We start from the raw sequence: 25295 nt of genomic DNA, 5'->3' as shown, positions 1-25295 counted from the left end.
AAAACAATACGCCACGTAGCAATCAGGGTCAAAACAATGGAGGAGGGTGACGAAGTCGGCGCCAATACGTCGATGGCAACGCTGAAAGCATTCAATCTGTGCGTGCTCCAGCTGGGTCGTCTTGCCCGAGAGCGCGGCGCCTCCCAATTCATCGCCGACGGCCTGCAAGCCTTTCGCCCACTGGTGCCGTTCGCGTCAGCCTGGTGGGGCGAGATGTCCGCATCAGGCGCCGATGCTCCGCCCAAAAGCTGGATGCACGGGCGAATCAATCTGCCGGAGTCGTTTGCCGCCGAATGGCACAAGAGTGCGGGCAGCGACAAATTCTCCCATGACACCTTGAGCCAACCCGGCGAGGTCGTGCGCGACAGCGGGTTCACCGACCCGGATGAAGAAGTGGATGCGTTCGCTCGGCGCCACGACCTCTACCACCTGATGTGCATCACCTTCGAGTTGCCCGAAAGCGGTTTGATGTTCTTCGTCTGTCTCTACCGCGGCGCTGATGCTGCGGCGTTCACTGACAGCGAGGCCGGGTTGTTTTCAGCGTTCTGCGACCATCTGTTGCAGTTGTGGCGCTTTCAGGTGCAGGACATGATCCGCTTCGACACGGGCAACGGGGCCACTGACTTCGGCGTCGCGCGTATGGACGGCAGTTTGCTGTACGTGGGAGCAAGGCTGTGCGCCGCCATTCAGCGCGAGTTGCCTGGATGGAGTGGTTCAACGCTGCCCGTTGATGTGATCGCGCAGCTGCAAAAGGCACCCTGCGTCATGCGTCTGGGTCGCTGCGCACTGACACTGAGCCCTAACGCCGAGCATGTCATCCTGTCGCTCGAAACACAGTCGCGCGGGGCGGTGCTGGCGCCTCGCGAGCGTACGGCTGCGATGCTGTTCGCTGCGGGCCATTCCTATAAAGAGATTGCCAAAATCCTTGCCTTGAGTCCTGCGACGGTGCGCACTTATCTGCGCAACTGCTACTTGCAGCTCGGTGTGAGGAGCAAGGTGGAACTGGGTTTTGTCCTGCGTTCGCCGACCTCGCTTGTGGAGGCTGCGCGCCGCGATTAACCCGCGATATTTCCAAATAATCGCCTTACCCCTCCTCATTTGTGGAGGTCCATCCGACCGCCGTGCTCTATAGGGTATGCCCTGCATATCAGGGGTTTGCACGGCAGTCTGTTCGGGCACTTCTAAAACTATAAAAACAGAGGTGAGGCATTTGAAATTTTCCAGGCTATTTATCGCCGTTGCCGCGACAACGGTATTTTCCTGCGTGGCGCTGGTGGGGTGTCAGACGCAGGGTTCGACACCCGCGGACATGGTGATGCGCAACGGCTATGTCTACACCGTCGACGGCAAGAACTCCGTGCAGCAGGCGATCGCCGTCACGGGCGGGAAGATCGTTTATGTCGGCAGCGATGAAGGCGTTTCTTCGTACATCGGCAAGCAGACGCAGCTGATCGATCTGGCGGGCCGCATGGTGATGCCGGGCTTCATCGATGCCCACATGCATCCGGGGGACGGCGGCCGCGCCATGACGCTGTGCGACCTGAAATACCAGACGATGACCCGCAAGGTTTTCCAGGAAACCATTCAGGCGTGCCTGGATGCCGACAAAGGCAAAGGCCCCGATGTCTGGCTGGAAGTGGGCAGTTGGGATCGCATAGGCATGGACGGACTTGACGGCGACCCGGACAAATCGACGCTGGACGCGCTCAAGACCCATCGACCGATTCAGGTTCGTTCCACCGACTTCCATACCGTGCTGACCAACTCTCGCGGCCTGGAAGTGGCTGGCATCAACAAGCACACGGCCAATCCCGGTGATGGCAAGTACGTGCGCGACAGCGCCGGCAACCCGACCGGCATCTGCGAAGACGGCGCTGCCGATGCCATGGCCGCCGTGGTGCCGCCAGCCACCGACGCAGAGAAACTCAAGCAGACCCGCGCGGCGCTCGACGCCCTGCGCCAGCAAGGCATCACCAGTTTCTTCGATGCCTTGTCGGGGCCTGAAAATGGCAAAGCTTTCACCACGTTGCAACAGTCGGGCGAGCTGACCGCCCGGGCCTTGCTGGCGATCAAACTGGACCCTGCCGCCGCGGCTGCAGACCCGGGGAAAACCATCGCCGAAGCCAAGGCATTGGCCACGACTTACGACCAGGGCGAAGCGAAACCCGCGCCGGGCGTGAGCATGCGTCACGTCAAATTATTCATGGATGGCATCATCAACGCGCCGGCGGACACGGGTGCAATGTTGACGCCGTACCTGCGCAATGCGGGAACCGATGCAGCGCCCCAATGGACGTCAGGCAAGAATGTCGGTGAGCTGTATTTCCCGCCACAGGTACTCAACCCGCTGCTGCTGAAGGCCGTCCAGGCCGGCCTCGATCCGCACCTTCATGCCACCGGAGACCGAGCGGTACGTGATTCACTGAACGGCATCGAATTCGTGCGCCAGCAACTGCCTGAAAATGGCTTTCGCCCAGCCATTACGCACAACGAGTCGGTGGACCCTGCCGACTACGCGCGCTTCAAGGCGCTCGATGTGACCGCCAACATGTCCTTCCAGTGGGCGCAGCAGGCGCCGTCCACGGTCGACGGCACCAGCGATCACCTCGGGCCTGCGCGTTTCGCCCGCATGGAGCCCTCGGGCAGCATCGCTCGTGCCGGCGGCCGCGTTGCGTATGGCAGCGACTGGCCCGTCGACCCGCTCGACGAATTCCTCGCACTGAAGGTCGGGGTCACCCGCTCAGGCGATCCACTGAACCCGCACAGCTACGGTCCCAAGTATGCGGGCAGGCTGAATGCCGACCCGGCGCTGTCGCGCACTGAAGTGCTGCGCACCATCACCATGAACGCGGCCGAGCAGCTGAAACTGGACGCTGTCGTCGGTTCGGTCGAGGTCGGCAAGTTCGCCGACGTGATCGTCCTGGACAAGAACTTCATGCAAGTGCCCGAGGATGAGCTGGCACGCAACGAGGTGCTGATGACCGTGGTCGGTGGCAAGGTCGTGTGGGCCAAGGCGCCGTTCGTGGGTCTTGATCAGCGGCCGGCTCAAGTCGCCGTGACTGAGCAACAATAAAAGCAACAGTCAGCCCCAATGCCCGTCAGTTAAACGCTATCCCTGTGGGAGCGAGCTTGCTCGCGAAGAGGGAGTGTCAGTCGACACTAATGTTGCCTGACACACCGCTTTCGTCGGAACGCCGCCCGGAGCAAGCTCGCACCCACAGGTTCCGCGCCCTCAGAAGAGAACACCGCAAATGACCAAGGTCAGCGATAGTCAGCAGCGAAGTCCCCTGATCGAGACACGTTCGATCGATTACATTCCCGAGGCCGAGCGTCATGGCAGCCTCTACAGCCAGTTCACTCTGTGGCTCGGCGCCAACCTGCAGATCACGGCGATCGTCACTGGCGCCCTGGCCGTGGTGCTGGGCGGTGATGTGTTCTGGTCACTCATTGGTTTGCTGATCGGCCAAGTGCTCGGCGGTGCGGTGGTTGCCCTGCACGCGGCGCAAGGGCCGAAGCTCGGGCTGCCGCAGATGATCTCCAGTCGTGTGCAGTTCGGGGTCTATGGGGCGGCCATCCCGATTGTGCTGGTGTGCCTGATGTACCTCGGTTTCAGCGCCACCGGCGCGGTATTGTCAGGGCAGGCCATTGCCCAGTTGATCCATGTCAGCGACAGCGCCGGCATCCTGATTTTTGCCTCCTGCATCGCGTTTCTGACGATCTTCGGTTACCGGGTCATCCACCTGGTCGGCAGGTTGGCCAGCGTGCTGGGCATCATTGCCTTCGTGTATCTGTTTACCCGGTTGATGACGCTCAACGATATCGGCCTGTTGCTGGAGAACCGCCACTTCGGCTGGAGCACTTTCCTGCTGGCAGTATCCCTTTCCGCGTCCTGGCAGATCGCCTTTGGCCCTTATGTGGCTGACTACTCACGTTACTTGCCGAGCAAGACCTCGTCCTGGAAAACGTTTGCTGCCGTTGGCCTTGGCACGGTGCTGGGCGCTCAGGCGTCCATGGTGCTGGGGGTGTTCGCCGCAGCGTTGGCCGGTGCGAACTTCCGCGGTCACGAAGTGGCGACCATCGTCGGGTTGGGCAGCACCGGTGTGATGGCGTCCCTGCTGTACTTGAGCGTGGTGTTCGGCAAGGTCACGGTGTCCACGCTTAACGCTTATGGCAGCTTCATGTGCGTGGCCACGATCATCAGTGGCTTTCGCAGTCGTCTCGAGATCTCCGCCAGGCAGCGCATGGTGTTTGTGTTGGTGATTGTCGCGGCGTCCACCACGCTCGCGCTGCTGGGCCAGCACTCGTTTCTCAACACCTTCAAGTACTTCATCTTGTTTTTGCTGACCTTCTTCACGCCGTGGAGCGCGATCAATCTGGTGGATTACTACTTCATCAACAAGGATCGTTATGACATCCCGGCGTTGTCCGACCCGGCAGGTCGTTATGGCCGCTGGAACATGCGCGGGATCAGCGTGTATGTCATCGGCGTATTGATCCAGTTGCCCTTCGTCGATACTCACTTCTACTCCGGGCCGATGGTCGCGCAACTCGGCGGTGTCGATATTTCCTGGATTGTGGGTCTGGTGGTGCCGGGCATCTTCTACTACCTGCTGGCCAGGACCTCAGCGCTTGCTGTGTTGCCTGAACAGGGCTCAAAGGCCTGAGATCCGGAACAACGCTCACACTCTTCGCCGGGTGTGAGCGCGCGCTGTCCAGTTGCCGGGACAATTGAATACGCGGTGCTAGACTTTCAGGCTGATCAGCCCCAGGCACTTTCGACAGCTTTCGTACGGAGACGACAACCATGGATATCCAGGCCCTACGCGGCGACGCAACCCACATCGATAAAATCGCCAGCCTGTTCGACGCCTATCGAGGCTTCTACGGCCAGCCGTCGAACCTGCCGCAGTCTCGCGCGTTTATCGCCGAGCGCATCGCCCGGGATGAATCCGCGATTTTCTACGCCCAGGACACCCGTGGCGAAGCGCTGGGTTTCGTGCAGTTGTTCCCGACGTTCTCCTCCATCGACGCACACCGCACCTGGCTGCTTGGCGACCTCTTCACAACACCCGCCGCCCGAGGGCAAGGGGTAGGAACGTTGCTGATGAACACCGCGCGAGCCTTTGCGCTGTTGACCGGTGCCAAAGGCATGGTGCTCGAAACGGCCACGGACAATGTCGGCGCGCAAAGGTTGTACGAATCCTTGGGCTATGTGCGCGATACGGGTTACTACACCTACTGCCTCGATTTGAAGCAAGGCTGAGCCAACCGCTGCCGGTTACCTCAGTTCGTGCAGGAATGCAGCTTGGGCCTTGGGGCACGTGAGGATGCGGTAACGCGTGCTCCGTGACAGCCACTGGGTCTGGAGCTGGATCAGGATCAACTGGGCAATCCATGACCAATAGCTCACCTGCGGCATTCGTCAGCGCGATGACGTGAAACAAATGCAGCGTTACAAGCCGCAATGGAAGGCGCTCAAACCGCGTTTTTGAGTTCAGTCAGCAGGCGCTCAATCTGCGCCAGCTCCCAGGTGCTGAGCAAACTGACTGGGTCGGTGCCGTAACGTTGCCAGCTGTCGAACACGCCCTCACGGCCGTCCGGGCTCTGGCAACGTTGGCAGTGGCGCAGACGAATGCCATCGAAGTCGAGGGTCAGGCGCCAGCCCTCGATATCGACTTGTAACTGGCCGGGCTCGGATTGTTCATCGAGGCGCAGCAAAGGGCAGATGCCCATCGCGGCGTCGCGCAGTGGCTGGTAAACCTCGCGGGCGGTCAGAGGCGGCACGTGTGTCTCCGGTGAGTTCGTGGCGTAGAAACGGGGTGCACAGGATAGGCGATCATGGTGAAATCTCCGCGAGCTTCTGCTCTGGACACCCACTGATCTGGAACCCTACATGAAGAAAGCCGCCGTACTCACCTTCGCCCTGGTACTCAGTACGGGGCTGTTCAGCACGCAAGCACACGCGGCCGGCGATGCTGAAGCGGGTGCGACACTGTTCAAGCGGATATGCGGTGGCTGCCATCAAGTCGGGGAGTCGGCACGGGGTTCTTTCGGTCCTGAGCTCAATGGCATTTTTGGGCGCCATTGCGGCAGCACGACCGACTACCAATATTCCGACGCGATGAAATCAGCTGGCATCGTCTGGACCCGCGAAACGCTGACCGCGTACCTCGAAGATCCCAACGCAGTGGTACCCGGCACTCGCATGATTTTCTGGGGGCTAAGCGATTCGCAAAAGATCGAAAATCTGTTGGCGTACCTTCAGACGTTTCAGCCGCAGTAGGACTTTGCGACATTCGTCAGGCGCGGAACACGCGGTGGTTCCGATCTGATTTACAATCCCCCCTTTTTACAGAGGGCAGCCGTTCATGGATGTTTTCGCGCGTCTATATGGCTACCTGATCAAGTGGGTGATCGGGCCTGTCACGGACCAGTTTTTTGGCATTTTCGATCTGAACGGCCGCTTCGGCGTCGTGTTTCTCTGCTTGTCCTACAGCATCGCCTACAGCCTTTACCGATTCAGACAGTCTCGCGGGCTGACCGACGCACGTTCTTTCTGGCAGTTCATCGGCGGACGCCGGGTTCATTTTCATCGCTCGGCGTTGCTGGATTACCGGTACTACTTCGTGCGGGCCATCCTGAAAGTCGCGCTGGTGCTGCCGATTGTTGGCCTGGTTGACCCGTACGTCCTGCGCTCCGGCGACTATATCTCGTTTTTCACCCATCTTTGGGGCGCACGCGTGCAGGTGGGGGAGAACCTCTCACTCTCCTTGCTCTACGGGCTGGGCGTGTTTCTGGTGCAAGACTTTATCCATTACTGGGTCCACCGCGCCTTTCATTCCCGGTATCTGTGGGCGTTCCACAACGTCCATCATTCCGCGCCCGTCCTGGTACCGGCGACGGCAAGCCGGATTCACTTTGTGGAAAAAATTGTCGAAAAACTGATAGACACTGTCTGCCTCGGCGCCTTTGCCGGGGTCTTTTGGTACGCCTGTGGCGGAGAGATCAGCCGGTATACCTTGTTCGGCGTGACCTATATGGTCTTCATCCTCAATGCATTGGCGGCCAACCTGCGTCACAGCCATGTCTGGCTCTCATTTGGGCCCGTGGTCGAGCATGTGCTGAACAGCCCCGCGCAACACCAGATTCACCACAGTGACGCGCCCCGACACTTCAACAAGAACTTCGGTACCAACCTGTCACTCTGGGACTGGATGTTCGGTACGCTCTACGTCACACACTCGACCCCCGAGCCCATTCAGTTCGGCACCGGCAAACAGGATCACGACCGTTACCTGACGCTCTATAGCCTGATCGTCACCCCCTTTGTGGACATAGCCCGCAAGATTCCCACCAGACGCGCCAGGGAATGGTTGTCGCGTCTTTCCGAAAAACTCCCTTTGACGTTTTTCCGCCGACGTTGGCGTTCAATCCTCAGGCCTTGACCCAGCGTTGGCGGCTCCAACTGCTCAGCGTATCGACGGCTAACACCAGTAACAGCATGGTCAGAATAATAGTGCTGGCTTGAGCTTCCTGGAACAGGCTGAGGCTGACATAGAGCATCTGCCCCAAACCACCTGCGCCGACGAAGCCGAGCACGCTGGCCATGCGGATGTTGTTCTCCCAGCGGTACAGGATGTAGGCCAGCAGCTGTGGCAATAGATTGGGCAGTGTGCCGTAACAGAAAGCCCACACGGCATTGGCGCCTTGCAGGCGGATAGCTTCGGCCGGTTCTGGTGGGGTGTTTTCCAGCGCTTCGGCGAACAGGCGGCCGAGCACGCCGGTGGTGTGCAGGGCTAATGCCAGGGTGCCGGCATTCGGGCCGAGCCCGGCGGCAAGGACCATCAACGAGGCCCACACCAGTTCCGGAATCGCGCGCAGGGCGTTGAGCACAAGGCGCGACGCGCTCTGCAGCGGCCAGCCGAATCGCCCGGCCGCGGGCAGTGCCAATAGCAGACCGAGCACCGCCGCGAGCAGGGTGCCAAGGGCGGACATGGCGATGGTTTCCAGGGCGCCATGGCCGATGGCTTGCAGATGACCAGTGCTCAGGTCCGGGCTGAGAAAACGCTGCGCATAGGCACCCATCTGGTTCAAATTGCCGGTGTCACCCAATTCGGTGAGGTCGATGCCCAGATAGGTGAACGAGGCGGCGACCGCTGCGCCAATGCACAGGACCAGTACCAGGTTGAACAGGCGATTCACGCCAGCCTCCAGCGCAGCAGGCGGCTGAGTTGATCGGCGAGCAGCACCAGCACGAGAAACGTCAGTAACAGACTGGCCACTTCACCGCCGGCAAACATGCGCAGCGACAAATCCATTTGCTGGCCCAGACCGCCGGCGCCGACGAAGCCCATCACCACCGAGGCGCGGATGGCGCATTCCCAGCGGTACACCGTGTACGACAGCAGCTCCGCAGCGACATTGGGCAGGATCCCGTAGCAAAACGCCGCGAGCCGACCACTGCCGGCCTGGAGCAGCGCGTGGGCCGGGCGCTGATCAACCGACTCGAAGATCTCTGCGTAGACCTTGCCCAGCATGCCGCTGTAAGTAATGGCAATCGCCAGTACCCCGGCAGTCGGGCCGAGGCCGACGGCACGCACGAACAGCAGGGCCCAGACGATTTCCGGCACGCTGCGCAGGAAGATCAGTAAACCGCGTACCGGCCAACGCAGCAGCTGGCCCCAATAGCTCGGATGGCCGGCACGGGACGCAGCAGACAGCGACAGAGCCCGGCTGACCAGCAGGCTGGCGGGGACTGCCAAGAGCAACGCCAGAGCCATGCCGGCCGTGGCGATGGCCAGGGTCTGCAAGGTGGCTTGCAACAACAGCTTAATGAACGCCTCGTCATGAGCAGGTGGCCAGAAGGCTGATACAAATTTGCCGATCTCGCTCTGACTGTCACTTGCTACCAGTACGCTCAGGTCCAACTCGCTGTAGTGGATGCCAGGCCACAGCAGGGCAAGGGTCAGCAGAATGAGCAGCAGACGGGGGCGGGTGGCGGGGTCTCGGGTATCGCGCGTCAGCATCGGGGAATCTGCACACTCATGGGTGCCGGAGGAATGGGCGAGGCTTGCAGCTGTTCGTTGGCGTAGAGCTTGTCGAGCAGCTCGCGGTCGACAGCGCCGGCGGGCAGGTCGAACAGGATCTGTCCATCACGCAGGCCGATGATCCGCGAAAAATGCACCAAGGCCAGTTCCACCGCATGCAGGCTGGCGACCAGGGTGACGCTCTGCTCCCGGGCATGGCGGCAGAGCACCGAAAGCGTGTGCTCGGCGAGCACCGGGTCCATGGCCGATACCGGCTCATCAGCCAGCAACACTTCGGGCGCTTGATACAACACGCGGGCAATGCCCACGCGCTGTAGCTGTCCACCGGACAGCTGCTGGCATTGCGCGAACAACTTGTCGCTCAGGTCCAGCCTGGCCAATGCCGCGCGTGCGCCCGGAATATCCAATGGGTGCAGCAGGTTCAGCAGGCTCTTGCCAAGACCCCACTGGCCAAGCTTTCCGGCCAGAACCGCGGTGACCACGCGCAGGCGCGGTGGCAAGGGGGGCGATTGATGTATCAGACCGATGCGAGCGCGCAGACGCTGACGCTGACGGGCAGAAAGCTGCCAGGCTCGCTCGCCGAGCACCTGCAGCTCGCCGTTGTCCGGTCGCAGGGCGGTGGCCAGCAGGTTGAGCAGGCTCGACTTACCCGCGCCGGACGGGCCGATGATGGCGACCTGTTCGCTTGCACCGATGTGCAGGTCCACGCCACGCAGCGCCTGGACGCCGTTGGCGTGGGTAAGGCTGACCTGGGTCAGATGCAACGTCATTTGAGCAGGTCGGCGGCGCGTGCGGCGTCCTCGATACCCTTGTAGTTTTCAGGCTTGGTTTCGATGAAGCGGCTGGCGGCCTGCAGATCCAGAATCTCCTTGTCCTTCGGGTTCGCCGGATCAAGCGCAAGGAAGGCTGCCTTTATCTTGGCCGCCAGTGCCGGGTCGAGAGTCCCGCGCACCGTCCAGTTGTAGTCGTAGTAAGTCGGGGTGGTAGCAAACACTTTGACCTTGTCGGTGTCGACCTTGCCGGCGGCGACCAGTTTTTCCCACACGCTGGCGTTCAGCACCCCGGCGTCTACCTTGCCGGTCTGGACCCAGGCGACGGTGGCGTCATGGGCACCGGAGTAGCCCACGCGGCTAAAGTACGTTTCCGGCTTGATGCCGTCCTTCAGCATGAAATAGCGCGGCATGAGACTGCCTGAAGTGGATGACACCGAGCCGAAGGCGAAGGTCTTGCCCTTGAGATCGGCGAGGGACTTGATAGCTGGGTCGGCAGTGATGAACTTGCTGGTGAACTGGGCGTCCTGTTCGCGCTGTACCAGCGGAATGGCATTGCCGGTTTTCAGGCGTGCCTGCACAAACGTGAAGCCGCCCAGCCAGGCCAGGTCGATTCGGTCGGTGGCCAGCGCCTCGACCACGGCCGGATAGTCGGTCACTGGCACGAACTCGACTTTCATGCCTGTTTGTTGTTCCAGATAAGCGCCAAGCGGCTTGAACTTGCGGAGCAGTTCGGTCGGGGCTTCATCGGGAATGGCGCTGACTTTCAGGGTGTCGGCGGCCTGCGCCAGCAGGGTACAAAAAGACAGGGTTAAGCCAATGGCCAATGCCAGGTTACGCTTGAGCATGTAAGTTCTCCGTTTCATTAGCGCAAAAATGTCGCTGCGCTAGGCACACGCTGATTGCTGAATGACGCTTTGTGAGGGTAGACAAAACGCAGCGAATATTGAGCTCCTGCGTCGTTGGCCTGCTTTGCCGTGAGTGGGCGGGATTGAAGCGTGTAATGCCCCAATCCCGCCATTACTATTTTTTGCCACGCGACAATGGAGGGGTGCGAGGCGGGATCAATCGTTTTGTCCCAATCGACTCGAACGCCGACGCCAAGTGCAGCAGCGTCGAATCGTCATAGGCACGACCGGCAAAGGTCAGCCCGACGGGCATGCCGATGTCCGGCATGATGCCCATTGGCACGGTGACTGTGGGAACACCCAAGTGCCGGATGGCAAGATTGCCGTTGGCGACCCATACGCCGTTACTCCACGCTATATCCGCAGACTTCGGATCGACATCGGCATTCGCCGGCCCAACGTCGGCTACCGTCGGGAATATCACCGCATCGAGCCCCAGCCGATCCATCCAGTCCTCAAGATCGAGGCGACGCGTCTGTTCAAGTCCGCGCAGCCCGTCAGGCAACGTGGTGATCTGGTCCCACGGTGTGATGCCGCGCTCGGCCATCCTCACATATTCGTCCATGCCAGCGGCAAGGTCGTCCTCCCGGTTGGGGAGCGTCCCGGGGTCGTGCGGGAAAATCAGCGATCCATCGACATCGGCCAGACGGTTCAACTTGGGATCGTCATTGGCCCGCAGAAAATCATCGAACGCCCAGGCCGACAGGTCCCACAACTCATGATGAAGGAACTCTTTGGACACCAGGCCTCGAGTAAACACGGTCGGTGCACCGGGACGATCACCTTCGCAATTGGAGACCAACGGGAAATCGACTTCGACCACTTCCGCACCGGCAGCTTCGAGTGCCTGGCGAGCGGCTTCCCAGAGCCCGATCACGCAAGGACGGGTGATGATTTGCTGCCCCGTCGGACCACCGATGCCAGGCGCATCGCTCGTACCGGCATCCGGATCCGCGTTGATGTACATGCGGGGAACGCCAAATCGCTTTCCGGCGAGCGCATCAGTATTCGCGGCAAGCGACGCATAAGAGGCGGGACGTACCGAGGCGACACTCGGAATCGGCACCCAGGGTTGCATCCGCCACAGATCGCCCCGGGTATCGGGATCATCCGCCACCACCACGTCGAGCACCTCGAGGAGGTCGGCCATGGATCTGGCGTACGGCACGACAACGTCCATCGTCGGCGTCAACGGCCAGTTCCCGCGCACCGAGATCACCCCGCGCGAAGGCGTATAGGCACACAAGCCATTGTTCGATGCAGGACCGCGTCCGCTCGACCAGGTTTCTTCCGCGAGGCCGAATGCCGCGAAACTGGCGGCGGTGGCAGTACCGGCGCCGTTCGATGAGCCCGATGCGAAAGGAGCGGTGAGATAGTCACTGTTGTACGGGCTCTCCGCACGCCCGTAGACCCCGCGCTGCATGCCGCCGTTTGCCATGGGCGGCATATTGGTCTTGCCCAGGCAGATCGCGCCAGCGGCGCGAAGCCGCTCGATCGTGAACGCATCACGATAAGCAATCAGGTTCGCGAACGCGGGACTTCCCGAGGCGGCGGTGAGCCCCTTGACCAGATAACTGTCCTTGGCTGTGTAGGGAATACCATCGAGCGGACCCAGCGTCTCGCCCTTGGCCCGACGGGCATCGGACGCCTGCGCCTCGTTGAGCGCCTCGGTGTTTCGAACCACCACTGCATTGAGTGCGGTGGACGTGTCGGGTCCGTCGTAGGCATCGATCCTGGCGAGGTAGGCCTGGACAAGCTCAACCGCTGTGGTTCGGCCAGACTCGAGCGCGGCACGCAGTTCGGCAATGGAAACCTCGGTGACTTCGATCATGCTGTTACCACCGGCGGCTGATGGGGGAGGGGGTGAATGTTCCATCTCGCTGGGTCTTGGGCTCAGGGGCATCACTTATCTCAAAATGGGTATTCATCGGTGTTCTCGTTGCGCGGCTTTACGCGTTCTATTTAACACCAAGCCGGGGTCATCAGGCTTTGCTGGCCGCCAGGTAAGCGCCAAGGCGTTGTCCCATTTGCTCGCCCAAGGCTTGCAGGCCACTCAAGGGACGGACCATCACCTCAAACTCAATGATTTTTCCTTGTTCGTTGAAGCGGATCATGTCGATGCCCTTCAGCTCTTTTCCGCCGACTTTGGCGCTGAATTCCAGGACGACGTTCAACCCGTCGGCCGTCGACAGTTCCCGGTGGTAGACAAAATCCTCAAATACCTCGATGACCGTGTTGAGAATCATCGATACCACGGCCGCTCCCGGGTAAGGCGTGTGAGCCATCGGCGAGCGGAATATCGCCTGTGGGTCCAACAAACCGGGCAAGGCGCTCAAGTCACCCTTGCTGATCATGTCGTGCCATTGGTTCAGGGATTGTGCGGCGTTGGGATGCAGTTTCAGTTCAGACATTTTCAACTCCTGTATTTTTGTTGTTTTGCAAACGCTCATCGAGCAGCGACACACAGTTCCCCGGTGGCGCGTATCAGTGCCTGACCATGCAGACTATCCTTGATCAGGCCGGATCGTGCCTTGGCCAGCCAGTTCGCGCATTCCGGGTCATGGCGATAGGGCGCGAAGTCAGCGTATTGCTGCAACAGACGGTTTTGCAGCGCATCCAGCTGTGGCCGGATTTGATTGGCGAGGTCCGGCCTTGGCGTGTCAGGCGCCTTGCCAGCCGCTCGCCAATGAGCGATCAGTCCGTACTGCACCAGCTTGCTGGCTTCTATCTGTGCCGCGATCAATTCGGCCACTTCGTCCGGGTCCAGTTTGCGGTCAACGGCCATCTTCCTGGCGTTGGCGATGACTTGCGTTTCCCGGGCACTGTCCTGGATCGGTTTGCCACTGTCCCACTTGGTCAGCGCCACAAGATCACCCATGCTCAGGCGCTCGTTCAACGTCACCAGCAGCGGTTGCAAGCTATCGGGCGCCGGGGAGGGCGCGCTGGCTTGTGCGCTGCAGGCAAGTAAACCGAGGATGGCGCAGGTCAGTAGTTGCGGTAAGCGTGAGGAACGGAGCATCGGCAAACCTCATTGGGTACGGGACTCACAATCAGGTGTTATGTATCACAGGTGTGGCAGAGGCATTAAGTGGGGATTGATTTATTTTGTTCACGAAAAAGCCCGGCTTGTCAGGCTGGGCTTTTCGTTGAGTACTTCATTGAGTTTATGGTGACTATTGACGCCGGCAATGATCCTCCTGTCGTCGGCTGTACCGCTCAGCCAGAACCGCGGGGGTATGCTGGACCTCTTAAACTGTCGAGGCTCTCCAGGTCCGCAAGGATTTCTGTGAGATTCCATGCTCTGGTCGAGAGGATAAACCGATGCATGACTATTACGATTTGGGCACCTACAGCCGTCCGGTGACGACCCACTCGTCCCAGGCCCAGCGCTGGTTTGATCGTGGATTGTTATGGTGCTACGGCTACAACCACGACGAATCCATACGATGTTTCCACAAGGCGATCGAGCACGATCGCGATTGCGCGATGGCCTACTGGGGCATCGCCTACGCCTCGGGCCCGAACTACAACAAGCGCTGGGATGCCTTCATTGAACAGGAGTTGAAAGAGGCCGTGGCCCAGGCCCGACTGGCGACGCAAGCCGCGCTGGCACATCTCGACGGCGCAACAGCGGTGGAACAAGCGCTGATCCGCGCTCTGGAGCAACGCTACCAGGACGATCAGGCGACCAGCCTTGAGCAACTCTTCACCTGGAACGATGCCTATGCGGCGTCCATGCGCGATGTCTACAAAGCCTTTCCCGACGATCCCGACGTCACAGCGCTGTTTGCCGAAGCGATGATCGACCGCACACCCTGGCAATTGTGGGACCTGAAAACCGGTGAACCGGCGCAGGGGGCTGACACGCTTGAAACCGTGGCCGTGCTGGAACAGGCACTGCGGCGGATGGAGCAGCACGGCGATGCGCCGCACCCGGGCGTGTTGCACATGTACGTCCACACCCTGGAAATGTCGCCCTATCCGGAGCGGGCATTGCGAGCCGGCGATGTCCTGCGTGACTTGGTGCCGGACGCCGGGCATTTGCGCCATATGCCGTCGCACATCGACGTGCTCTGCGGTGATTACCGTGGGGCCATGGTCACCAATAGTCGGGCGATCCTGGCCGACAGCAAATACCTGGAACAGGAAGGGCCACTCAACTTCTACACCCTGTACCGAAGCCACAACTATCACTTCAAACTCTATTCGGCGATGTTCCTCGGGCAGTACCAACCGGCCCTGGAAGCTGCCGATCAACTGATCTCGAACATCAAGGAAGAACTACTGCGGGTGGAACAGCCGCCGATGGCCGACTGGCTGGAAGGCTTTGTGTCGATGAAGGTGCACGTGCAGATACGCTTTGGCAAATGGCAGGACATACTCGCCACCCCGCTGCCGAACGACCAGGCACTGTACTGCGTGACCACGGCGATGCTGCATTACGCCAGAGGCGTGGCGCATGCGGCCACCGGGTACATAGCCGCCGCAGAAGCCGAACAGCGTCTCTTCCTCGAAGCCTGGACCCAAGTGCCGGACACACGCTACCTCTTCAACAACACATGCACCGACATTTTGGCAGTTGCCGCGGGCATGCTGCGCGGGGAAATCGAGTACCGCAAAGGCAACTACGACGAGGCTTTTGCTCACTTGCGGGAGGCGTTATCACTGGACGACAACCTGCCTTACGACGAGCCATGGGGCTGGATGCAACCGGTCAGGCATGCGCTGGGCGCGCTGCTTCTGGAGCAGGGCAGGGTAGAAGAAGCCTTGCAGGCCTATCGGGCCGATCTGGGACTGGACAACACACTCAGCCGTGCGTCCTGGCATCTGGACAATGTGTGGAGCCTGCACGGTTATGTGGAATGCCTGAAACGACTGGGTCGGGACGCCGAGACTGCTGCCGCCCAGACTCGACTTGACCTGGCAATGGCCCGCGCTGATGTGGAAATCACGGCATCGTGTTTTTGTCGGGTTGGAAAGCGTTGTTGCAACTGACGCCCGAAAGATCACGTTGCTGGGGTCCGATCGGAAGGACTTGCTGCTGACCCAGCCCAGTCTGATTTTTCTGCCACGCCCAAGCCGGCATTAACTGTTCGCCGGTGAGCTCGAGAGGGCTCAACTCTTGTGCGCGTCAATGGAGTTTGAGGGCGGGGTCGATAACCCGTTGTCTGCTTCGTTACCCGATATTCTGGTGCTGTCCCTGGATGAGCTACCGCAACTGGCCGATACACTGAAATGGATGTTCAGTGAGGCGGCCTGAAAGCATCGAACTGCTTCAGGCCGTCCCAAGAGGAAAGTCATCGGTTTAACGGTTTGCATTCAAGCAGGCTGTCGTGAGGCGTGCGAATAGCGTCGAGACTGTTGCAGGTAAAACTTCCTTCGATCGGAATCGCCCTACTGTTGGGGGCACGAAACGCCCAGTCGTTGAACCGGCTTTCAAAATTGAGTTTCAAGCAGGGATGGTCAGCGAGTTCGCAAGGTTCGGCAGGCACGCCATGTGCTTCGAGATAAGTCGGGGAGGCGCACACAAGTCGCTCGTTGGAACTCAGTTCATGAGCGACAAGGCTTGGGTCGGATAACACACCGCTTCTTATCGCCACATCAATGCGTTCGTGCCTGATATCGATAATGGCGTCGGTCAGGGTCAAGTCTATTTTGCTGTTCTACTACCGGTGGCCCACGGCTCTTGAAGCGATGGGTATCACACTGATTGTCGTGGGTGTCGTTAAAGCCATTGGTGCGTTCCATGGCAACTCTGGCAAAGTTGCTGTGGCTTTTTGAGGATGCTGAGCGGTGAGAAGGCGTGAGTCCGGGCATTAGAAAGGCGGCTTTCGACCCAATATAGACGGCCAAGCTGAAGCACCGAACCTGGACGATTCGTATTGGCCAGTCATTCACTCATCTAAATCGAAAGGCCAAACCGATACTCGTGCTCTCCCCTGGCAGCTATGGGTCGCACAGTTTCCGGGGATACTTCGACGTCGTAGCGTCGCCGCGGCAAGGAATTTTATTGAGTTGGCATGGCTGGGGAATAGCAGTTGCGAGAGAAATAAATCTCATTCGCCATTTATCTGGCGCTCGTCTGAAAATCGTCGGATAAATGGCGTTTCGTGTTGTGCTTTTACCCTCCTGACCTAGGCTCAAGCCATGTGGGGAGGAGGTGCAGTCCATGCGCAAATTATTGATTGGCTCGTCGATGCTGGCCTGTCTGGTGGTGCTGGGCGGCTGGTTGAGTCGACCACAGCCGTTGCCGGTCAGGCTGCTAGAGGTTGAGCGGGGGCCGGTGGAGACGCTGGTGGCCAACACTCGCGCGGGTACGCTGAAGTCCTGTCGACGCTCGCATCTGTCCTTCAATGTCGGCGGCCAGGTTGCCGAGTTGCTGATCGGCGAGGGCCAGCGGGTCCAGCCGGGTCAGGTGCTCATGCGCCTGCGGCAGGACGAGCAACAGGCCCGGCTGCAGGAGGCCGAGGCGCGGCTGGAGGCCCAACGCAACGCCCGCGAACAGCGCTGCCAGCAGGCTCATCTGGACCGGCGCGACCTCGATCGCCTGGGCCATCTGGCCGACCGCAAGTTGGTTGCCGCCGATCGCCTCGATCAGGCCGAGACCAAGGCTCACCTGGCGAAGCTGATGTGCAGTGCCAGTGCCGTGCTGATCCGCGAGGCCGACGCCAGCCTGCAGTTGCAGCGTTCACTGCTGGAGCAGACGACCCTGCGTGCGCCATTCGCCGGCATAGTCGCAGAAATCAACGGCGAACTCGGCGAGTTCGTCACCCCTTCGCCGCCGGGTATTCCCACGCCGCCGGCGGTCGACCTGATCGACGACAGCTGCCTGTATGTCGAGGCGCCGATCGATGAGGTGGACGCTGCCCGGGTTCGCCCCGGAACCGCCGTGCGGATCAGCCTGGATGCCTTCCGTGGCCAGCATTTCGCCGGCCGCGTCAGCCGCATCGCGCCCTATGTGCGTGAACTGGAGAAGCAGGCGCGCACCGTCGATGTCGAGGTGCGCTTCGACCAGCCGCCGACCGATCTGGTCCTGCTCACCGGCTATAGCGCCGATGTCGAGATCCTCTTGGAGCAGCGCGCACGTGCTTTGCGCATCCCCACCGAGACCCTGCTGGAGGGGCAGCGCGTGCTGCGATATGACCCGAGCGCCCGGGTGTTGCGCGAGGTGGAGGTGCAAACCGGGTTGAGCAACTGGCGCTGGACCGAGGTGCTCGCAGGGCTGGACGAGGACGCGCGTATAGTCGCCAGCCTCGAGCAGGAAGGGCTCAAGGACACCGTGGCGGTGATCCCGGTGGATGCGGCGGAGACTGAGCAATGATCCGCCTGCGCGGCGGCAGCCGCAGCTTCCAGTTGGGCGAGCAGCAGGTGATGGGGCTGGACGGCCTGGATCTGGACATCGCCGCCGGTGACTACATGGCGGTGATGGGCCCGTCGGGCTCGGGCAAGTCGACCCTGCTGAACATCCTCGGTTTGCTCGATGCGCCGAGCGCCGGCGAATACTGGCTGCAGGGCGAGGCCACGGCGACGCTGAGCGAGGCGCGGCGCGCCCAATTGCGCAGCCAACTGATAGGTTTCGTGTTCCAGTCCTACCACCTGATCGCACGGCTGACGGTGCTGGAAAACATCGAGCTGCCGATGGTCCTCGCCGGCATCGGCGCGGCGCAACGGCACAAGCGCAGCAGCCAATTGGTGGCGCGCCTGGGGCTGGGCGAGCGCATTGCCCACCGCCCGGCCGAGCTGTCCGGTGGTCAGCGCCAGCGCGTCGCCATCGCCCGGGCGATGGTCATGCAACCGGCGCTGTTGTTGGCCGACGAGCCCACCGGCAATCTCGATAGCCAGGCCGGCGCCGAGGTCTTCAGCCTGCTGGAAGAGCTCAACGGCGAGGGCCTGACCCTGATAGTGGTGACCCACGACGCCAGCCTGGGCGCCCGCGCGCAGCGCCAGTTACACATGCGTGACGGGCGGATCCACAGTGCTGCGCCGCAGCGGGCGCTGGCCTGATGCGCGCTGCCGATGCCCTGGGCTTCTGGCTCGGCGCCTTGCGTGGGCATCGCTCGCGCAGCCTGATGCTGCTGCTGGCCATCGCTATCGGGGTGGTTGCGGTCAATCTGCTCACCGGTCTGGGCGCGGGGGCGCGGGCCTTCGTCCTGAACGAGTTCTCGCTGCTCGGGCGCGACATCCTGATCGTTTTCCCGGGCCGCAAGGAAACCACGGGGCGCATGCCGCCGCTCACCGGCCTGACGCCGCACGAGTTGACCTTGCAGGACGTCCAGGCCATCGCCCAGTTGCCGGGCATCCGCCGGGTCGCGCCGCTGCAGGCCGGGCAGATGGAGGTGATAGTCGGCAACCGCAATCGTGAGGTGCTGACCCTGGGCACCACCCGGGACTTCTTCGCCATTCGCCAACTGACGGTCGTCCAGGGCCAGCCCCTGCCGGCGCTGGACCCTGAGCAGGCCGAGGCCGTCTGCGTGATCGGCGGCAAACTCCGGCGCGAGCTATTCGGTGCGCGCCCGGCCCTGGGTGAATGGTTGCGCGCCGGCGACCGGCGCTTCCGGGTGGTCGGCATCCTCGGTGAGCGGGGCGAATCCCTGGGGATGGATTTCGCCGAGATGTTGATCATCCCGGTGGCCAGTGCCCAGGCCTTGTTCAATCGCGAGGGGTTGTTGCGGGTGTTTGTCGAGGTGCGTGGTCCGAGCTTTCTCGACCGTAGCAAGCGGCTGATACTCGCCGCGCTCAAGGAGCGCCACGAGGGTGAGGAAGACATCACCCTGATCAGCCAGGACAGCCTGCTCAGCGCCTTCGACGAGATACTCGCGGTGCTGACCCTGGCGGTGGCCGGGATTGCCGCGATCAGCCTGCTGGTGGCAGGCATCCTGATCATGAACGTGACCTGGATTGCGGTGAGCCAGCGCAGCGCCGAGATCGGCCTGCTCAAAGCCATAGGTGTGACGGCGGCGCAGCTGCGCCTGCTGTTCCTCGGCGAGGCGGCGCTGCTCGCCCTGACGGGGGCGCTGGCGGGGCTACTTCTGGCCGAAACCTTGCTCTGGCTGGGGCGCCTGGCGTTCGATCTGCCGCTCTATGCACCCTGGTGGGCGCGGGCTAGCGCGGTGCTGCTGGCACTCGGCACGGCGCTGCTGTTCGCCTGGCTGCCGGCCGCTCGGGCCTCGGCGCTGGAGCCGGTGGCGGCGCTACGCCCGCCGGGAGCGCACTGATGCGCTGGCAAGATGGTTTCCGGCTGACCAGCTCGGCGCTGACCTGTCGACCCTTGCGCAGCCTGCTGACCCTGCTCGGGGTAGCGATCGGGATAGCCGCCGTGGCGCTGCTCACGGCCATAGGCGAAGGCGTGCGCGGCTATGTGCTGGAGAACTTCTCGCAGTTTGGTACGCGGATCATCACCGTGCGCCCGGGCAAGACCCAGACCAGCGGCCTCGGCGGTCTGCTCGGCAGCGTACGGCCACTGACTATCAGTGATACCGACGCCCTGCGGCGCTTGCCGCATGTCGAGGCGGCGGTGCCGATCATTCAGGGCAGCGGGGATATCCAGTTCGGTCAACTGAGCCGGCGCAGCGACATTCTCGGTGGCGGCCATCAGCTGGCGCAGGCCTGGCGCATGCAGCTGAGCCTGGGCGAGTTCCTGCCCGTGGCCCGTGACGGTCGTTCGCCGCCCTATGTGGTGCTCGGCCATCAGCTGCGTGTCGAGCTGTTCGGTGCACGCAATCCGCTGGGCGAGCTGATCCGTGTCGGCGGCGTGCGTTTCCGGGTGATCGGCGTGATGGCGGAGAAGGGCCAGTTGCTCGGCTTCAACCTCGACGATATCGCCTACATCCCGGTGGATTGGGCCGAAAGCCTGTTCAACCGCACCGGGGTGGTCAAAGTCCATGTGGTGTTCGGCACCGGCACCACTTCGCGGGCGTTGAGTCGGCAGATTCGCCAGGTACTCGGCGAACGGCACGGCGTGGAGGACTTCAGTCTGAGCACCCAGGACGACATGCTGCGCAGCTTCAACCGCGTTCTCGGCACCCTGAGCCTGGCCATCGGTGCCTTGGGGGGCATTTCCCTGTTGGTCGGCGCCGTCGGCATTCTCACCATCATGACTACCACTGTGGGCGAGCGCACGGCGGAAATCGGCCTGTTGCGGGCGATTGGTGCCAGTCCGCGGCAGGTGCTCGGGCTGTTTCTCGCCGAAGCGACGCTGCTGTCCCTGGCCGGTGGTCTGCTTGGTCTGCTGTTGATGGGCCTCCTGCTCGGGCTACTGCACCTGGCCATGCCGAGCCTGCCCTTGGCGCTGCAGCCGCTGTTTCTGCTGCTGGCGCTGCTGCTGGCGGCGGTGCTCGGCATTCTCGCCGGCCTGGCTCCGGCACTGCGGGCGGCCCGACTGCATCCGGTGGCGGCTCTGCGCAGTGAATAGCGGCCAGGCCAATGAGCCTGACGGGCTAGCTGTACGCTGCGTGACGATAACGAAAACGCCGGAGCTGGGCCGGTGATTTTAATTGGTTGGCGGCGGCAAAAACTGAGTGCAACACCTGACCGCTTCGGTAGGGTGTTGCCATGTCTTATCACGAACTCAGCGTTGAAGAGCGCGTCACGATCCAGATCGGCCAACTGCACGACATGAGCCAGCGCGAGATCGTCCGTCTGTTGAACTTTGGCCCGACTGGCGGGGCTTTCGTTAACCTGGGCGACATTTCCTATTGGTTTGCCTTGTGGTTCGCTTCTTCGCGCCAGTTGCTTTCAGCGCTAGCCTTGGTGGAACCACGGACATCTATTAGGCCACCGCGAAATTCCGCATACGCACGGTATGACTTCCCATCCTTAACTACCCAACCCTGGATCTGCTCACCGTCAATCATGATTGAAAACTCAACTGCTGCGCTCATAGCCTACGGCCTCATGTGGTTACTGATGAAGCCAGCATGCCGTCACGACAGTGAGCAACTAACTTCCGGTTGGGGAAGCGCTCATCGGTGAAGGCGGTACCGTAACCCCCAGACTTTTCGCGATTCGCGCCGAGTCTTCTCGACAGCCGTGGGCGAAAGCAGAGATCAGAAATTCAGCCCCCCGTGTTTTTGACTCGACATCGCCCGAAGCCATGGCCAGCCTGTAGTAACCTTCCGCTCGAAAATCTTCGCTGCTCAACGCTTGAGGGCTGGCATTGTCTATGACCCACTGTATTGCATCCTCGTCCGGCTTCAAGGCTGGTTTGTGCTTGGGAAAACAGTAAGGGAAGGTCATAGGTAACGGATAGTCTGTTTGATAGGGGTCCGGCTCTTCTATCACCGATTTGAGGACTTCCAGGCGTTGTCCATACTCTGCGGTGTAGGGATAGGAGGGTAAACATTTGACATGTTCTACGGCGCCTGCCAGCAAACCGAGTGCGGCCGATTGACCGTAGAGCGAGCAGGCTTCTTTCTTGCTTGTGAGTGGGTTTTGAGCCAAAAGAAGCCTGGCTTTCAAGTGAAGGGCGACCGCATGTCCGGATGCAATGGCCTTTTCCAGATGAGCGCACAGCCGATCATGTGCATTCGACATTTCAGCTATGACTGCTTGGCCTTGCATACGATCACTGTTTTGCTGTGCCGCCAACTTCAAAACCTCAGCAGTGTTCTGCGTAAGATTCTCCAAAGCCTGCTGGGCTGCATGATATTCAGCTGTAGCCTCTGGTCCTGGAGGCGCCGCGAAAATCGCCGTGGGAATCAACAATAGACCTAAGACTGGTCCGCAGCGGTGGCTCATTGAAAGCTCCCTGTAATCGCAAACTAAAATTTTGAGTCTGTCCTTGCCGGTCCCCGGCGTGAATCAATCCAGCGCACACCGCTTTAGAAACAGATATGAAAGATATCGTCCGGCAGTTGGCAAACATTAGTCGTCGGTCGAAGGGCGTTCACAATCATCGGTGCTCAAATAGAGGGAGAAGCCGTCATTGATGTCAGACCGCATTCGACCCTTTGCAGACATTCATAACGTCCCCTTGACGGAGGGGTTACCCACTCTGACTTCACGCTTAGATGATGGGGTGGTAAAAAAGATGCTGGTTACGGTGGCCGTTGCAGCGGGAACTTCAGGGTACTGGCCTGGTCAATTGGGGCCCTGTATTGAAAATGCCGAGCAGCGCTGTGGTCTGGTTTACGGCAGTGCCTCCGAGATCAGTCGAGTCCGTCCCCCTGATGCCAACCAAGAGTTTTCTGCCGGGTCTCATCCTGATGTTCTGCGCCGTCGCGTCGCTTTGTTCGGTTGCCGCTGAGCGAAGAGCGGCAGCGCAAAGTAACAGCGCATCAACCACCCTAATCGAAACCGCCTCGCGGCAGTATGGAAATGGTCAGTTGGACCAAGCCGCTGCCACGCTGGAGCGAGCCCTGCATATCCAGCCGAACAATCCCGCGACGCTGCATTACCTCGGTGTGTTGCGTCTTCAGCAGGGGCAGTACCAGCAGGCTGAAACCTTGGCGGCGCGCTCGAATATGCGGGTTGGTCGCAACGTCGAGTTACGCAATCGCAACTTCCAATTGATCCAGGTGGCGCAGCAGGCCCAGTCTTCGGGTACCCCGCCCAGCGCCAAGGCGGACCTGGTCGCAGTACAGAAGAGGCTGGAAGTGGAGACCCAAAGGCGCAGCGAAGCAGAAATGGGAGTTGCTGAACAATCCACTCAGGACACTGAGCGCGACGCTGGCAACTTCGCTCGCGCAACGGTAGACCGGGTATCGGATTCACCGACGATTGCCAGGCCTCGGCCCGAAGGAAAATTGCAAATGGCTTCCGTCGAGCCAGGGCCTGCGTACGATGAGGTTGAGATTCCCCGCGGACATTTGCCGCCACCGGGTAAATGCCGAATCTGGTTTCCTGATCGCCCGCCGGGGCATCAGCCCGCACCCGGCAAATGCAAGAAGCTGCGATATCGGGTTCCGTCAGGGGCCTACTTGGTGCACGGTTGAGTTTCTGAATGTCCACTTCTGGCCGATTGCTGACTGTCACCAAGGACTGCAATCGACCCAAAGTTGACGCTGGTGACAGGCAGAAAACGACACATAGCTGCCGTAGATGGCCGGATGCGTCCCCCGACGTCCCTAACGGTCGCGGCTTTAACAATAGGCCGCCTTGCTTATGGCCCCAGGGTAGCTTTAATAAATGGTGACAGCCTTGGGCAACATTTGTTCCGCTCGAAAGGAGCAGGAAATGTACAGATTAAGAGTCTTTGTGGTGTGCACACTCGCCGCATTCATGACGTTACCCGTGTCGAGCGCTGAGCAACCGATGGCGGGTCACATATCAGTTCTACCCTCCGATCTCAAATGGTCTGATGCGCCATCGGTCGCACCCGGCGCCCAAATCGTAGTTATTGAAGGCGACCTGAAAACTGTAGATCCGTTTACCTTTCGGCTCAAGCTACCTGCCAACTCTAAAATAGGTGTCCATACTCACCCGGTAGTAGAACGTGTCACCGTAATTTCCGGCACTTTTCACCTAGGAGTCGGCGACAAATTTGACCCCGCCAAAGCCAGGGCCTACACGCCGGGCGGTATCACGATCATGCCTGTTGGTATGCCGATGTATGTATTTACCCAAGAAGAAACTGTCGTGCAGATCCATGGGACCGGCCCGTGGGGTATCAATTTTCTAAATCCCGCGGATGACCCCAGGAAGAAGTGACCTTATCTACCTGGTATTCCGACCATCACGCAGGCGTATGGGCGAGCACACGCGTCTGCCCCTGCGACCAGTCCCTGATTGTGCGCAATGAATGAAATCAATGCTGCTTCTCTGGAGTTCGGTTGCAACACGAAACGATCGGAGCTCTTCGACCCAGACTGACTGTCGCTCCCGGAGCTTGGGCGGTGAGCAGACGTTCTCGGGTATACGCTAATGGCCGTTTTCTGCCTGTCGCCTAATCGCGCTGACTACGCCGTTTCACGCGGCGCCCGAGCAACCGATCAATCATCGCCATCGCACTTGATCTCTTTCTTGTACTCATCTCGCTTGGCTTCGATCTTGACCTTGCAGCCGTGCTCCCGGAATTCGTCATTCCACTCGCCGCGACGCCAACTGGCGCCGCGGCCATTCGGGCATTTGATCTCTTCCTTGTATTCATCGTCTTTGGATTCGATCTTTACCTTGCATGGCCCGTCCCTGTACTCGTCCTTCCACTCGCCACCCTCGCGTCCGCCTCGCCAGTGATCCGCTGACGCTGGCGTCAACATGACTGAGCTAATTGCAGCCACCACCCACATACCAAGCATGGTTCTCACGCTCATCTCACCACCTCTGCAATAAAAGAGACTACGCGGCCAAGCTTTCCCGTAGCTCACCGTATCAGCGTCTTGAAAGTAACGGTGTGCCTGCAGGTGATACGACAACGATCTGCGGCCGGTTTCTCCTATAGCAAGAAGAAACAGCGTGCTAATCGTCGGAAAGGAAAGATTGTAGGTAGAGGGCTGCGGTTGTGCGGCCCTCCTATGATTTTCGAATTCTGAGAATGACCGCTCTTGGCCGATTGCTGCCTATCGCGAAGGGCTGGAATCGACCCATTATAACGGCCTGTCGCGACTCAGAGGCGTCAGGCGCCAGCGCCGAGA

At 60.6% G+C, this 25295-nt stretch carries 24 protein-coding genes and 3 pseudogenes; 16 read left to right on the top strand and 11 right to left on the bottom strand.

The window, feature by feature from the left end; all coding sequences use genetic code 11:
* The first annotated feature begins 36 nt into the window (after nt 1-36).
* The 5 genes and pseudogenes from ACYZT7_RS21475 to ACYZT7_RS21455 all read left to right on the top strand — a co-directional run.
* The gene (locus ACYZT7_RS21475) at nt 37-1059 is read left to right on the top strand and encodes a helix-turn-helix transcriptional regulator (protein WP_462038144.1); all 1023 of its coding nucleotides are present in this window, start codon (nt 37-39) and stop codon (nt 1057-1059) included.
* Between the two features lie 151 nt (nt 1060-1210).
* The gene (locus tag ACYZT7_RS21470; RefSeq protein WP_462038143.1) at nt 1211-3073 is read left to right on the top strand and encodes an amidohydrolase; all 1863 of its coding nucleotides are present in this window, start codon (nt 1211-1213) and stop codon (nt 3071-3073) included.
* A gap of 178 nt (nt 3074-3251) precedes the next feature.
* Nucleotides 3252-4664 (top strand): purine-cytosine permease family protein, encoded by a 1413-nt coding sequence (locus ACYZT7_RS21465; protein ID WP_462038142.1) that lies wholly within the window; start codon nt 3252-3254, stop codon nt 4662-4664.
* Nucleotides 4665-4804: 140 nt separating this feature from the next.
* Nucleotides 4805-5263 carry a GNAT family N-acetyltransferase gene (locus tag ACYZT7_RS21460; RefSeq protein ID WP_462038141.1) on the top strand — a complete coding sequence of 153 codons (459 nt, stop codon included), beginning with the start codon at nt 4805-4807 and terminating at the stop codon, nt 5261-5263.
* Between the two features lie 93 nt (nt 5264-5356).
* Nucleotides 5357-5492: pseudogene (locus ACYZT7_RS21455) on the top strand (glucarate dehydratase); the annotation flags it as partial.
* Here the strand turns inward: ACYZT7_RS21455 and ACYZT7_RS21450 are convergent.
* Nucleotides 5476-5784: a DUF7693 family protein gene (locus ACYZT7_RS21450; protein ID WP_462038140.1), complete on the bottom strand. Its 309-nt coding sequence runs from the start codon at nt 5782-5784 to the stop codon at nt 5476-5478. The pseudogene ACYZT7_RS21455 and the gene ACYZT7_RS21450 sit on opposite strands and share 17 nt — an antisense overlap.
* A gap of 109 nt (nt 5785-5893) precedes the next feature.
* On the opposite strand from ACYZT7_RS21450, the gene ACYZT7_RS21445 reads away from it, so the two are divergent.
* Both ACYZT7_RS21445 and ACYZT7_RS21440 read left to right on the top strand, forming a co-directional pair.
* A complete protein-coding gene (locus ACYZT7_RS21445) occupies nt 5894-6283 on the top strand; it encodes a c-type cytochrome (RefSeq protein WP_462038139.1) in 390 nt (129 codons plus the stop codon).
* Nucleotides 6284-6368: 85 nt separating this feature from the next.
* On the top strand, nt 6369-7445 hold the full coding sequence (locus tag ACYZT7_RS21440) for a sterol desaturase family protein (protein ID WP_462038138.1): 1077 nt from the start codon (nt 6369-6371) through the stop codon (nt 7443-7445).
* Here the strand turns inward: ACYZT7_RS21440 and phnE are convergent.
* From phnE to ACYZT7_RS21405, 7 genes are all read right to left on the bottom strand, one after another.
* Nucleotides 7435-8202: a phosphonate ABC transporter, permease protein PhnE gene (gene phnE / locus ACYZT7_RS21435; protein ID WP_462038137.1), complete on the bottom strand. Its 768-nt coding sequence runs from the start codon at nt 8200-8202 to the stop codon at nt 7435-7437. The two genes, ACYZT7_RS21440 and phnE, sit on opposite strands and share 11 nt — an antisense overlap.
* A complete protein-coding gene (locus ACYZT7_RS21430) occupies nt 8199-9026 on the bottom strand; it encodes a PhnE/PtxC family ABC transporter permease (protein ID WP_462038136.1) in 828 nt (275 codons plus the stop codon). The genes phnE and ACYZT7_RS21430 overlap by 4 nt, the downstream gene beginning before the upstream one ends.
* Nucleotides 9020-9817, bottom strand: a complete 798-nt coding sequence (locus tag ACYZT7_RS21425; RefSeq protein ID WP_462038135.1) for a phosphonate ABC transporter ATP-binding protein — start codon at nt 9815-9817, stop codon at nt 9020-9022. The genes ACYZT7_RS21430 and ACYZT7_RS21425 overlap by 7 nt, the downstream gene beginning before the upstream one ends.
* Nucleotides 9814-10665: a putative selenate ABC transporter substrate-binding protein gene (locus ACYZT7_RS21420; protein ID WP_462038134.1), complete on the bottom strand. Its 852-nt coding sequence runs from the start codon at nt 10663-10665 to the stop codon at nt 9814-9816. The genes ACYZT7_RS21425 and ACYZT7_RS21420 overlap by 4 nt, the downstream gene beginning before the upstream one ends.
* Nucleotides 10666-10840: 175 nt before the next feature.
* On the bottom strand, nt 10841-12556 hold the full coding sequence (locus ACYZT7_RS21415; protein WP_462038133.1) for an amidase: 1716 nt from the start codon (nt 12554-12556) through the stop codon (nt 10841-10843).
* 151 nt (nt 12557-12707) lie between these two features.
* A complete protein-coding gene (locus ACYZT7_RS21410; protein WP_462038132.1) occupies nt 12708-13136 on the bottom strand; it encodes a nuclear transport factor 2 family protein in 429 nt (142 codons plus the stop codon).
* A 35-nt stretch (nt 13137-13171) separates the two neighbouring features.
* Nucleotides 13172-13744 (bottom strand): chorismate mutase, encoded by a 573-nt coding sequence (locus ACYZT7_RS21405; RefSeq protein ID WP_462038131.1) that lies wholly within the window; start codon nt 13742-13744, stop codon nt 13172-13174.
* Between the two features lie 302 nt (nt 13745-14046).
* Between ACYZT7_RS21405 and ACYZT7_RS21400 the strand changes: the two genes are divergently transcribed.
* The gene (locus ACYZT7_RS21400) at nt 14047-15720 is read left to right on the top strand and encodes a tetratricopeptide repeat protein (RefSeq protein ID WP_462038130.1); all 1674 of its coding nucleotides are present in this window, start codon (nt 14047-14049) and stop codon (nt 15718-15720) included.
* Nucleotides 15665-15982: pseudogene (locus ACYZT7_RS21395) on the top strand (cupin domain-containing protein); the annotation flags it as partial. The gene ACYZT7_RS21400 and the pseudogene ACYZT7_RS21395, both read left to right, overlap by 56 nt.
* Nucleotides 15983-16022: 40 nt before the next feature.
* On the opposite strand, the gene ACYZT7_RS21390 reads toward ACYZT7_RS21395, so the two are convergent.
* Nucleotides 16023-16373 carry a LysR substrate-binding domain-containing protein gene (locus tag ACYZT7_RS21390; protein WP_462038129.1) on the bottom strand — a complete coding sequence of 117 codons (351 nt, stop codon included), beginning with the start codon at nt 16371-16373 and terminating at the stop codon, nt 16023-16025.
* Between the two features lie 521 nt (nt 16374-16894).
* On the opposite strand from ACYZT7_RS21390, the gene ACYZT7_RS21385 reads away from it, so the two are divergent.
* The 5 genes and pseudogenes from ACYZT7_RS21385 to ACYZT7_RS21365 all read left to right on the top strand — a co-directional run.
* Nucleotides 16895-18046, top strand: a complete 1152-nt coding sequence (locus tag ACYZT7_RS21385) for an efflux RND transporter periplasmic adaptor subunit (protein WP_462038128.1) — start codon at nt 16895-16897, stop codon at nt 18044-18046.
* Nucleotides 18043-18729 carry an ABC transporter ATP-binding protein gene (locus ACYZT7_RS21380; RefSeq protein WP_090454543.1) on the top strand — a complete coding sequence of 229 codons (687 nt, stop codon included), beginning with the start codon at nt 18043-18045 and terminating at the stop codon, nt 18727-18729. The genes ACYZT7_RS21385 and ACYZT7_RS21380 overlap by 4 nt, the downstream gene beginning before the upstream one ends.
* Nucleotides 18729-19940 carry an ABC transporter permease gene (locus tag ACYZT7_RS21375; protein WP_462038127.1) on the top strand — a complete coding sequence of 404 codons (1212 nt, stop codon included), beginning with the start codon at nt 18729-18731 and terminating at the stop codon, nt 19938-19940. The genes ACYZT7_RS21380 and ACYZT7_RS21375 overlap by 1 nt, the downstream gene beginning before the upstream one ends.
* The gene (locus ACYZT7_RS21370; protein ID WP_462038126.1) at nt 19940-21136 is read left to right on the top strand and encodes an ABC transporter permease; all 1197 of its coding nucleotides are present in this window, start codon (nt 19940-19942) and stop codon (nt 21134-21136) included. Before ACYZT7_RS21375 ends, ACYZT7_RS21370 begins: the two co-directional genes overlap by 1 nt.
* A gap of 140 nt (nt 21137-21276) precedes the next feature.
* Nucleotides 21277-21384 (top strand): annotated as a pseudogene (locus tag ACYZT7_RS21365) (helix-turn-helix domain-containing protein); the annotation flags it as partial.
* Between the two features lie 279 nt (nt 21385-21663).
* On the opposite strand, the gene ACYZT7_RS21360 reads toward ACYZT7_RS21365, so the two are convergent.
* Nucleotides 21664-22461, bottom strand: coding sequence for a hypothetical protein (locus ACYZT7_RS21360; protein WP_462038125.1), 798 nt, complete (start codon nt 22459-22461; stop codon nt 21664-21666).
* A gap of 431 nt (nt 22462-22892) precedes the next feature.
* Here ACYZT7_RS21360 and ACYZT7_RS21355 point away from each other — a divergent pair, with 431 nt between their 5' ends.
* A complete protein-coding gene (locus ACYZT7_RS21355; protein WP_462038124.1) occupies nt 22893-23657 on the top strand; it encodes a tetratricopeptide repeat protein in 765 nt (254 codons plus the stop codon).
* Nucleotides 23658-23898: 241 nt separating this feature from the next.
* Nucleotides 23899-24372: a cupin domain-containing protein gene (locus tag ACYZT7_RS21350; RefSeq protein WP_462038123.1), complete on the top strand. Its 474-nt coding sequence runs from the start codon at nt 23899-23901 to the stop codon at nt 24370-24372.
* Between the two features lie 281 nt (nt 24373-24653).
* On the opposite strand, the gene ACYZT7_RS21345 is transcribed toward ACYZT7_RS21350, so the two are convergent.
* Nucleotides 24654-24974, bottom strand: coding sequence for a hypothetical protein (locus ACYZT7_RS21345; protein ID WP_462038122.1), 321 nt, complete (start codon nt 24972-24974; stop codon nt 24654-24656).
* Nucleotides 24975-25295: the final 321 nt, after the last annotated feature.

The sequence above is a fragment of the Pseudomonas sp. RT4P38 genome (assembly GCF_054897765.1).
The sequence above is the reverse complement of the archived record's forward strand: the minus strand, read 5'-3'. Positions and strand labels throughout refer to the sequence as shown.

What these genes read in the sequence shown, in the direction of transcription:
- ACYZT7_RS21445 (WP_462038139.1), top strand. Translation starts at nt 5,894, where the DNA reads ATGAAGAAAGCCGCCGTACTCACCTTCGCCCTGGTACTCAGTACGGGG.
- ACYZT7_RS21385 (WP_462038128.1), top strand. Translation starts at nt 16,895, where the DNA reads ATGCGCAAATTATTGATTGGCTCGTCGATGCTGGCCTGTCTGGTGGTG.
- ACYZT7_RS21355 (WP_462038124.1), top strand. Translation starts at nt 22,893, where the DNA reads ATGCCAACCAAGAGTTTTCTGCCGGGTCTCATCCTGATGTTCTGCGCC.
- ACYZT7_RS21475 (WP_462038144.1), top strand. Translation starts at nt 37, where the DNA reads ATGGAGGAGGGTGACGAAGTCGGCGCCAATACGTCGATGGCAACGCTG.
- ACYZT7_RS21375 (WP_462038127.1), top strand. Translation starts at nt 18,729, where the DNA reads ATGCGCGCTGCCGATGCCCTGGGCTTCTGGCTCGGCGCCTTGCGTGGG.
- ACYZT7_RS21425 (WP_462038135.1), bottom strand. Translation starts at nt 9,817, where the DNA reads ATGACGTTGCATCTGACCCAGGTCAGCCTTACCCACGCCAACGGCGTC.
- ACYZT7_RS21430 (WP_462038136.1), bottom strand. Translation starts at nt 9,026, where the DNA reads ATGCTGACGCGCGATACCCGAGACCCCGCCACCCGCCCCCGTCTGCTG.
- ACYZT7_RS21420 (WP_462038134.1), bottom strand. Translation starts at nt 10,665, where the DNA reads ATGCTCAAGCGTAACCTGGCATTGGCCATTGGCTTAACCCTGTCTTTT.
- ACYZT7_RS21415 (WP_462038133.1), bottom strand. Translation starts at nt 12,556, where the DNA reads ATGATCGAAGTCACCGAGGTTTCCATTGCCGAACTGCGTGCCGCGCTC.
- ACYZT7_RS21460 (WP_462038141.1), top strand. Translation starts at nt 4,805, where the DNA reads ATGGATATCCAGGCCCTACGCGGCGACGCAACCCACATCGATAAAATC.
- ACYZT7_RS21410 (WP_462038132.1), bottom strand. Translation starts at nt 13,136, where the DNA reads ATGTCTGAACTGAAACTGCATCCCAACGCCGCACAATCCCTGAACCAA.
- ACYZT7_RS21405 (WP_462038131.1), bottom strand. Translation starts at nt 13,744, where the DNA reads ATGCTCCGTTCCTCACGCTTACCGCAACTACTGACCTGCGCCATCCTC.
- ACYZT7_RS21440 (WP_462038138.1), top strand. Translation starts at nt 6,369, where the DNA reads ATGGATGTTTTCGCGCGTCTATATGGCTACCTGATCAAGTGGGTGATC.
- ACYZT7_RS21370 (WP_462038126.1), top strand. Translation starts at nt 19,940, where the DNA reads ATGCGCTGGCAAGATGGTTTCCGGCTGACCAGCTCGGCGCTGACCTGT.
- ACYZT7_RS21360 (WP_462038125.1), bottom strand. Translation starts at nt 22,461, where the DNA reads ATGAGCCACCGCTGCGGACCAGTCTTAGGTCTATTGTTGATTCCCACG.
- ACYZT7_RS21345 (WP_462038122.1), bottom strand. Translation starts at nt 24,974, where the DNA reads ATGAGCGTGAGAACCATGCTTGGTATGTGGGTGGTGGCTGCAATTAGC.
- ACYZT7_RS21400 (WP_462038130.1), top strand. Translation starts at nt 14,047, where the DNA reads ATGCATGACTATTACGATTTGGGCACCTACAGCCGTCCGGTGACGACC.
- ACYZT7_RS21380 (WP_090454543.1), top strand. Translation starts at nt 18,043, where the DNA reads ATGATCCGCCTGCGCGGCGGCAGCCGCAGCTTCCAGTTGGGCGAGCAG.
- ACYZT7_RS21465 (WP_462038142.1), top strand. Translation starts at nt 3,252, where the DNA reads ATGACCAAGGTCAGCGATAGTCAGCAGCGAAGTCCCCTGATCGAGACA.
- ACYZT7_RS21350 (WP_462038123.1), top strand. Translation starts at nt 23,899, where the DNA reads ATGTACAGATTAAGAGTCTTTGTGGTGTGCACACTCGCCGCATTCATG.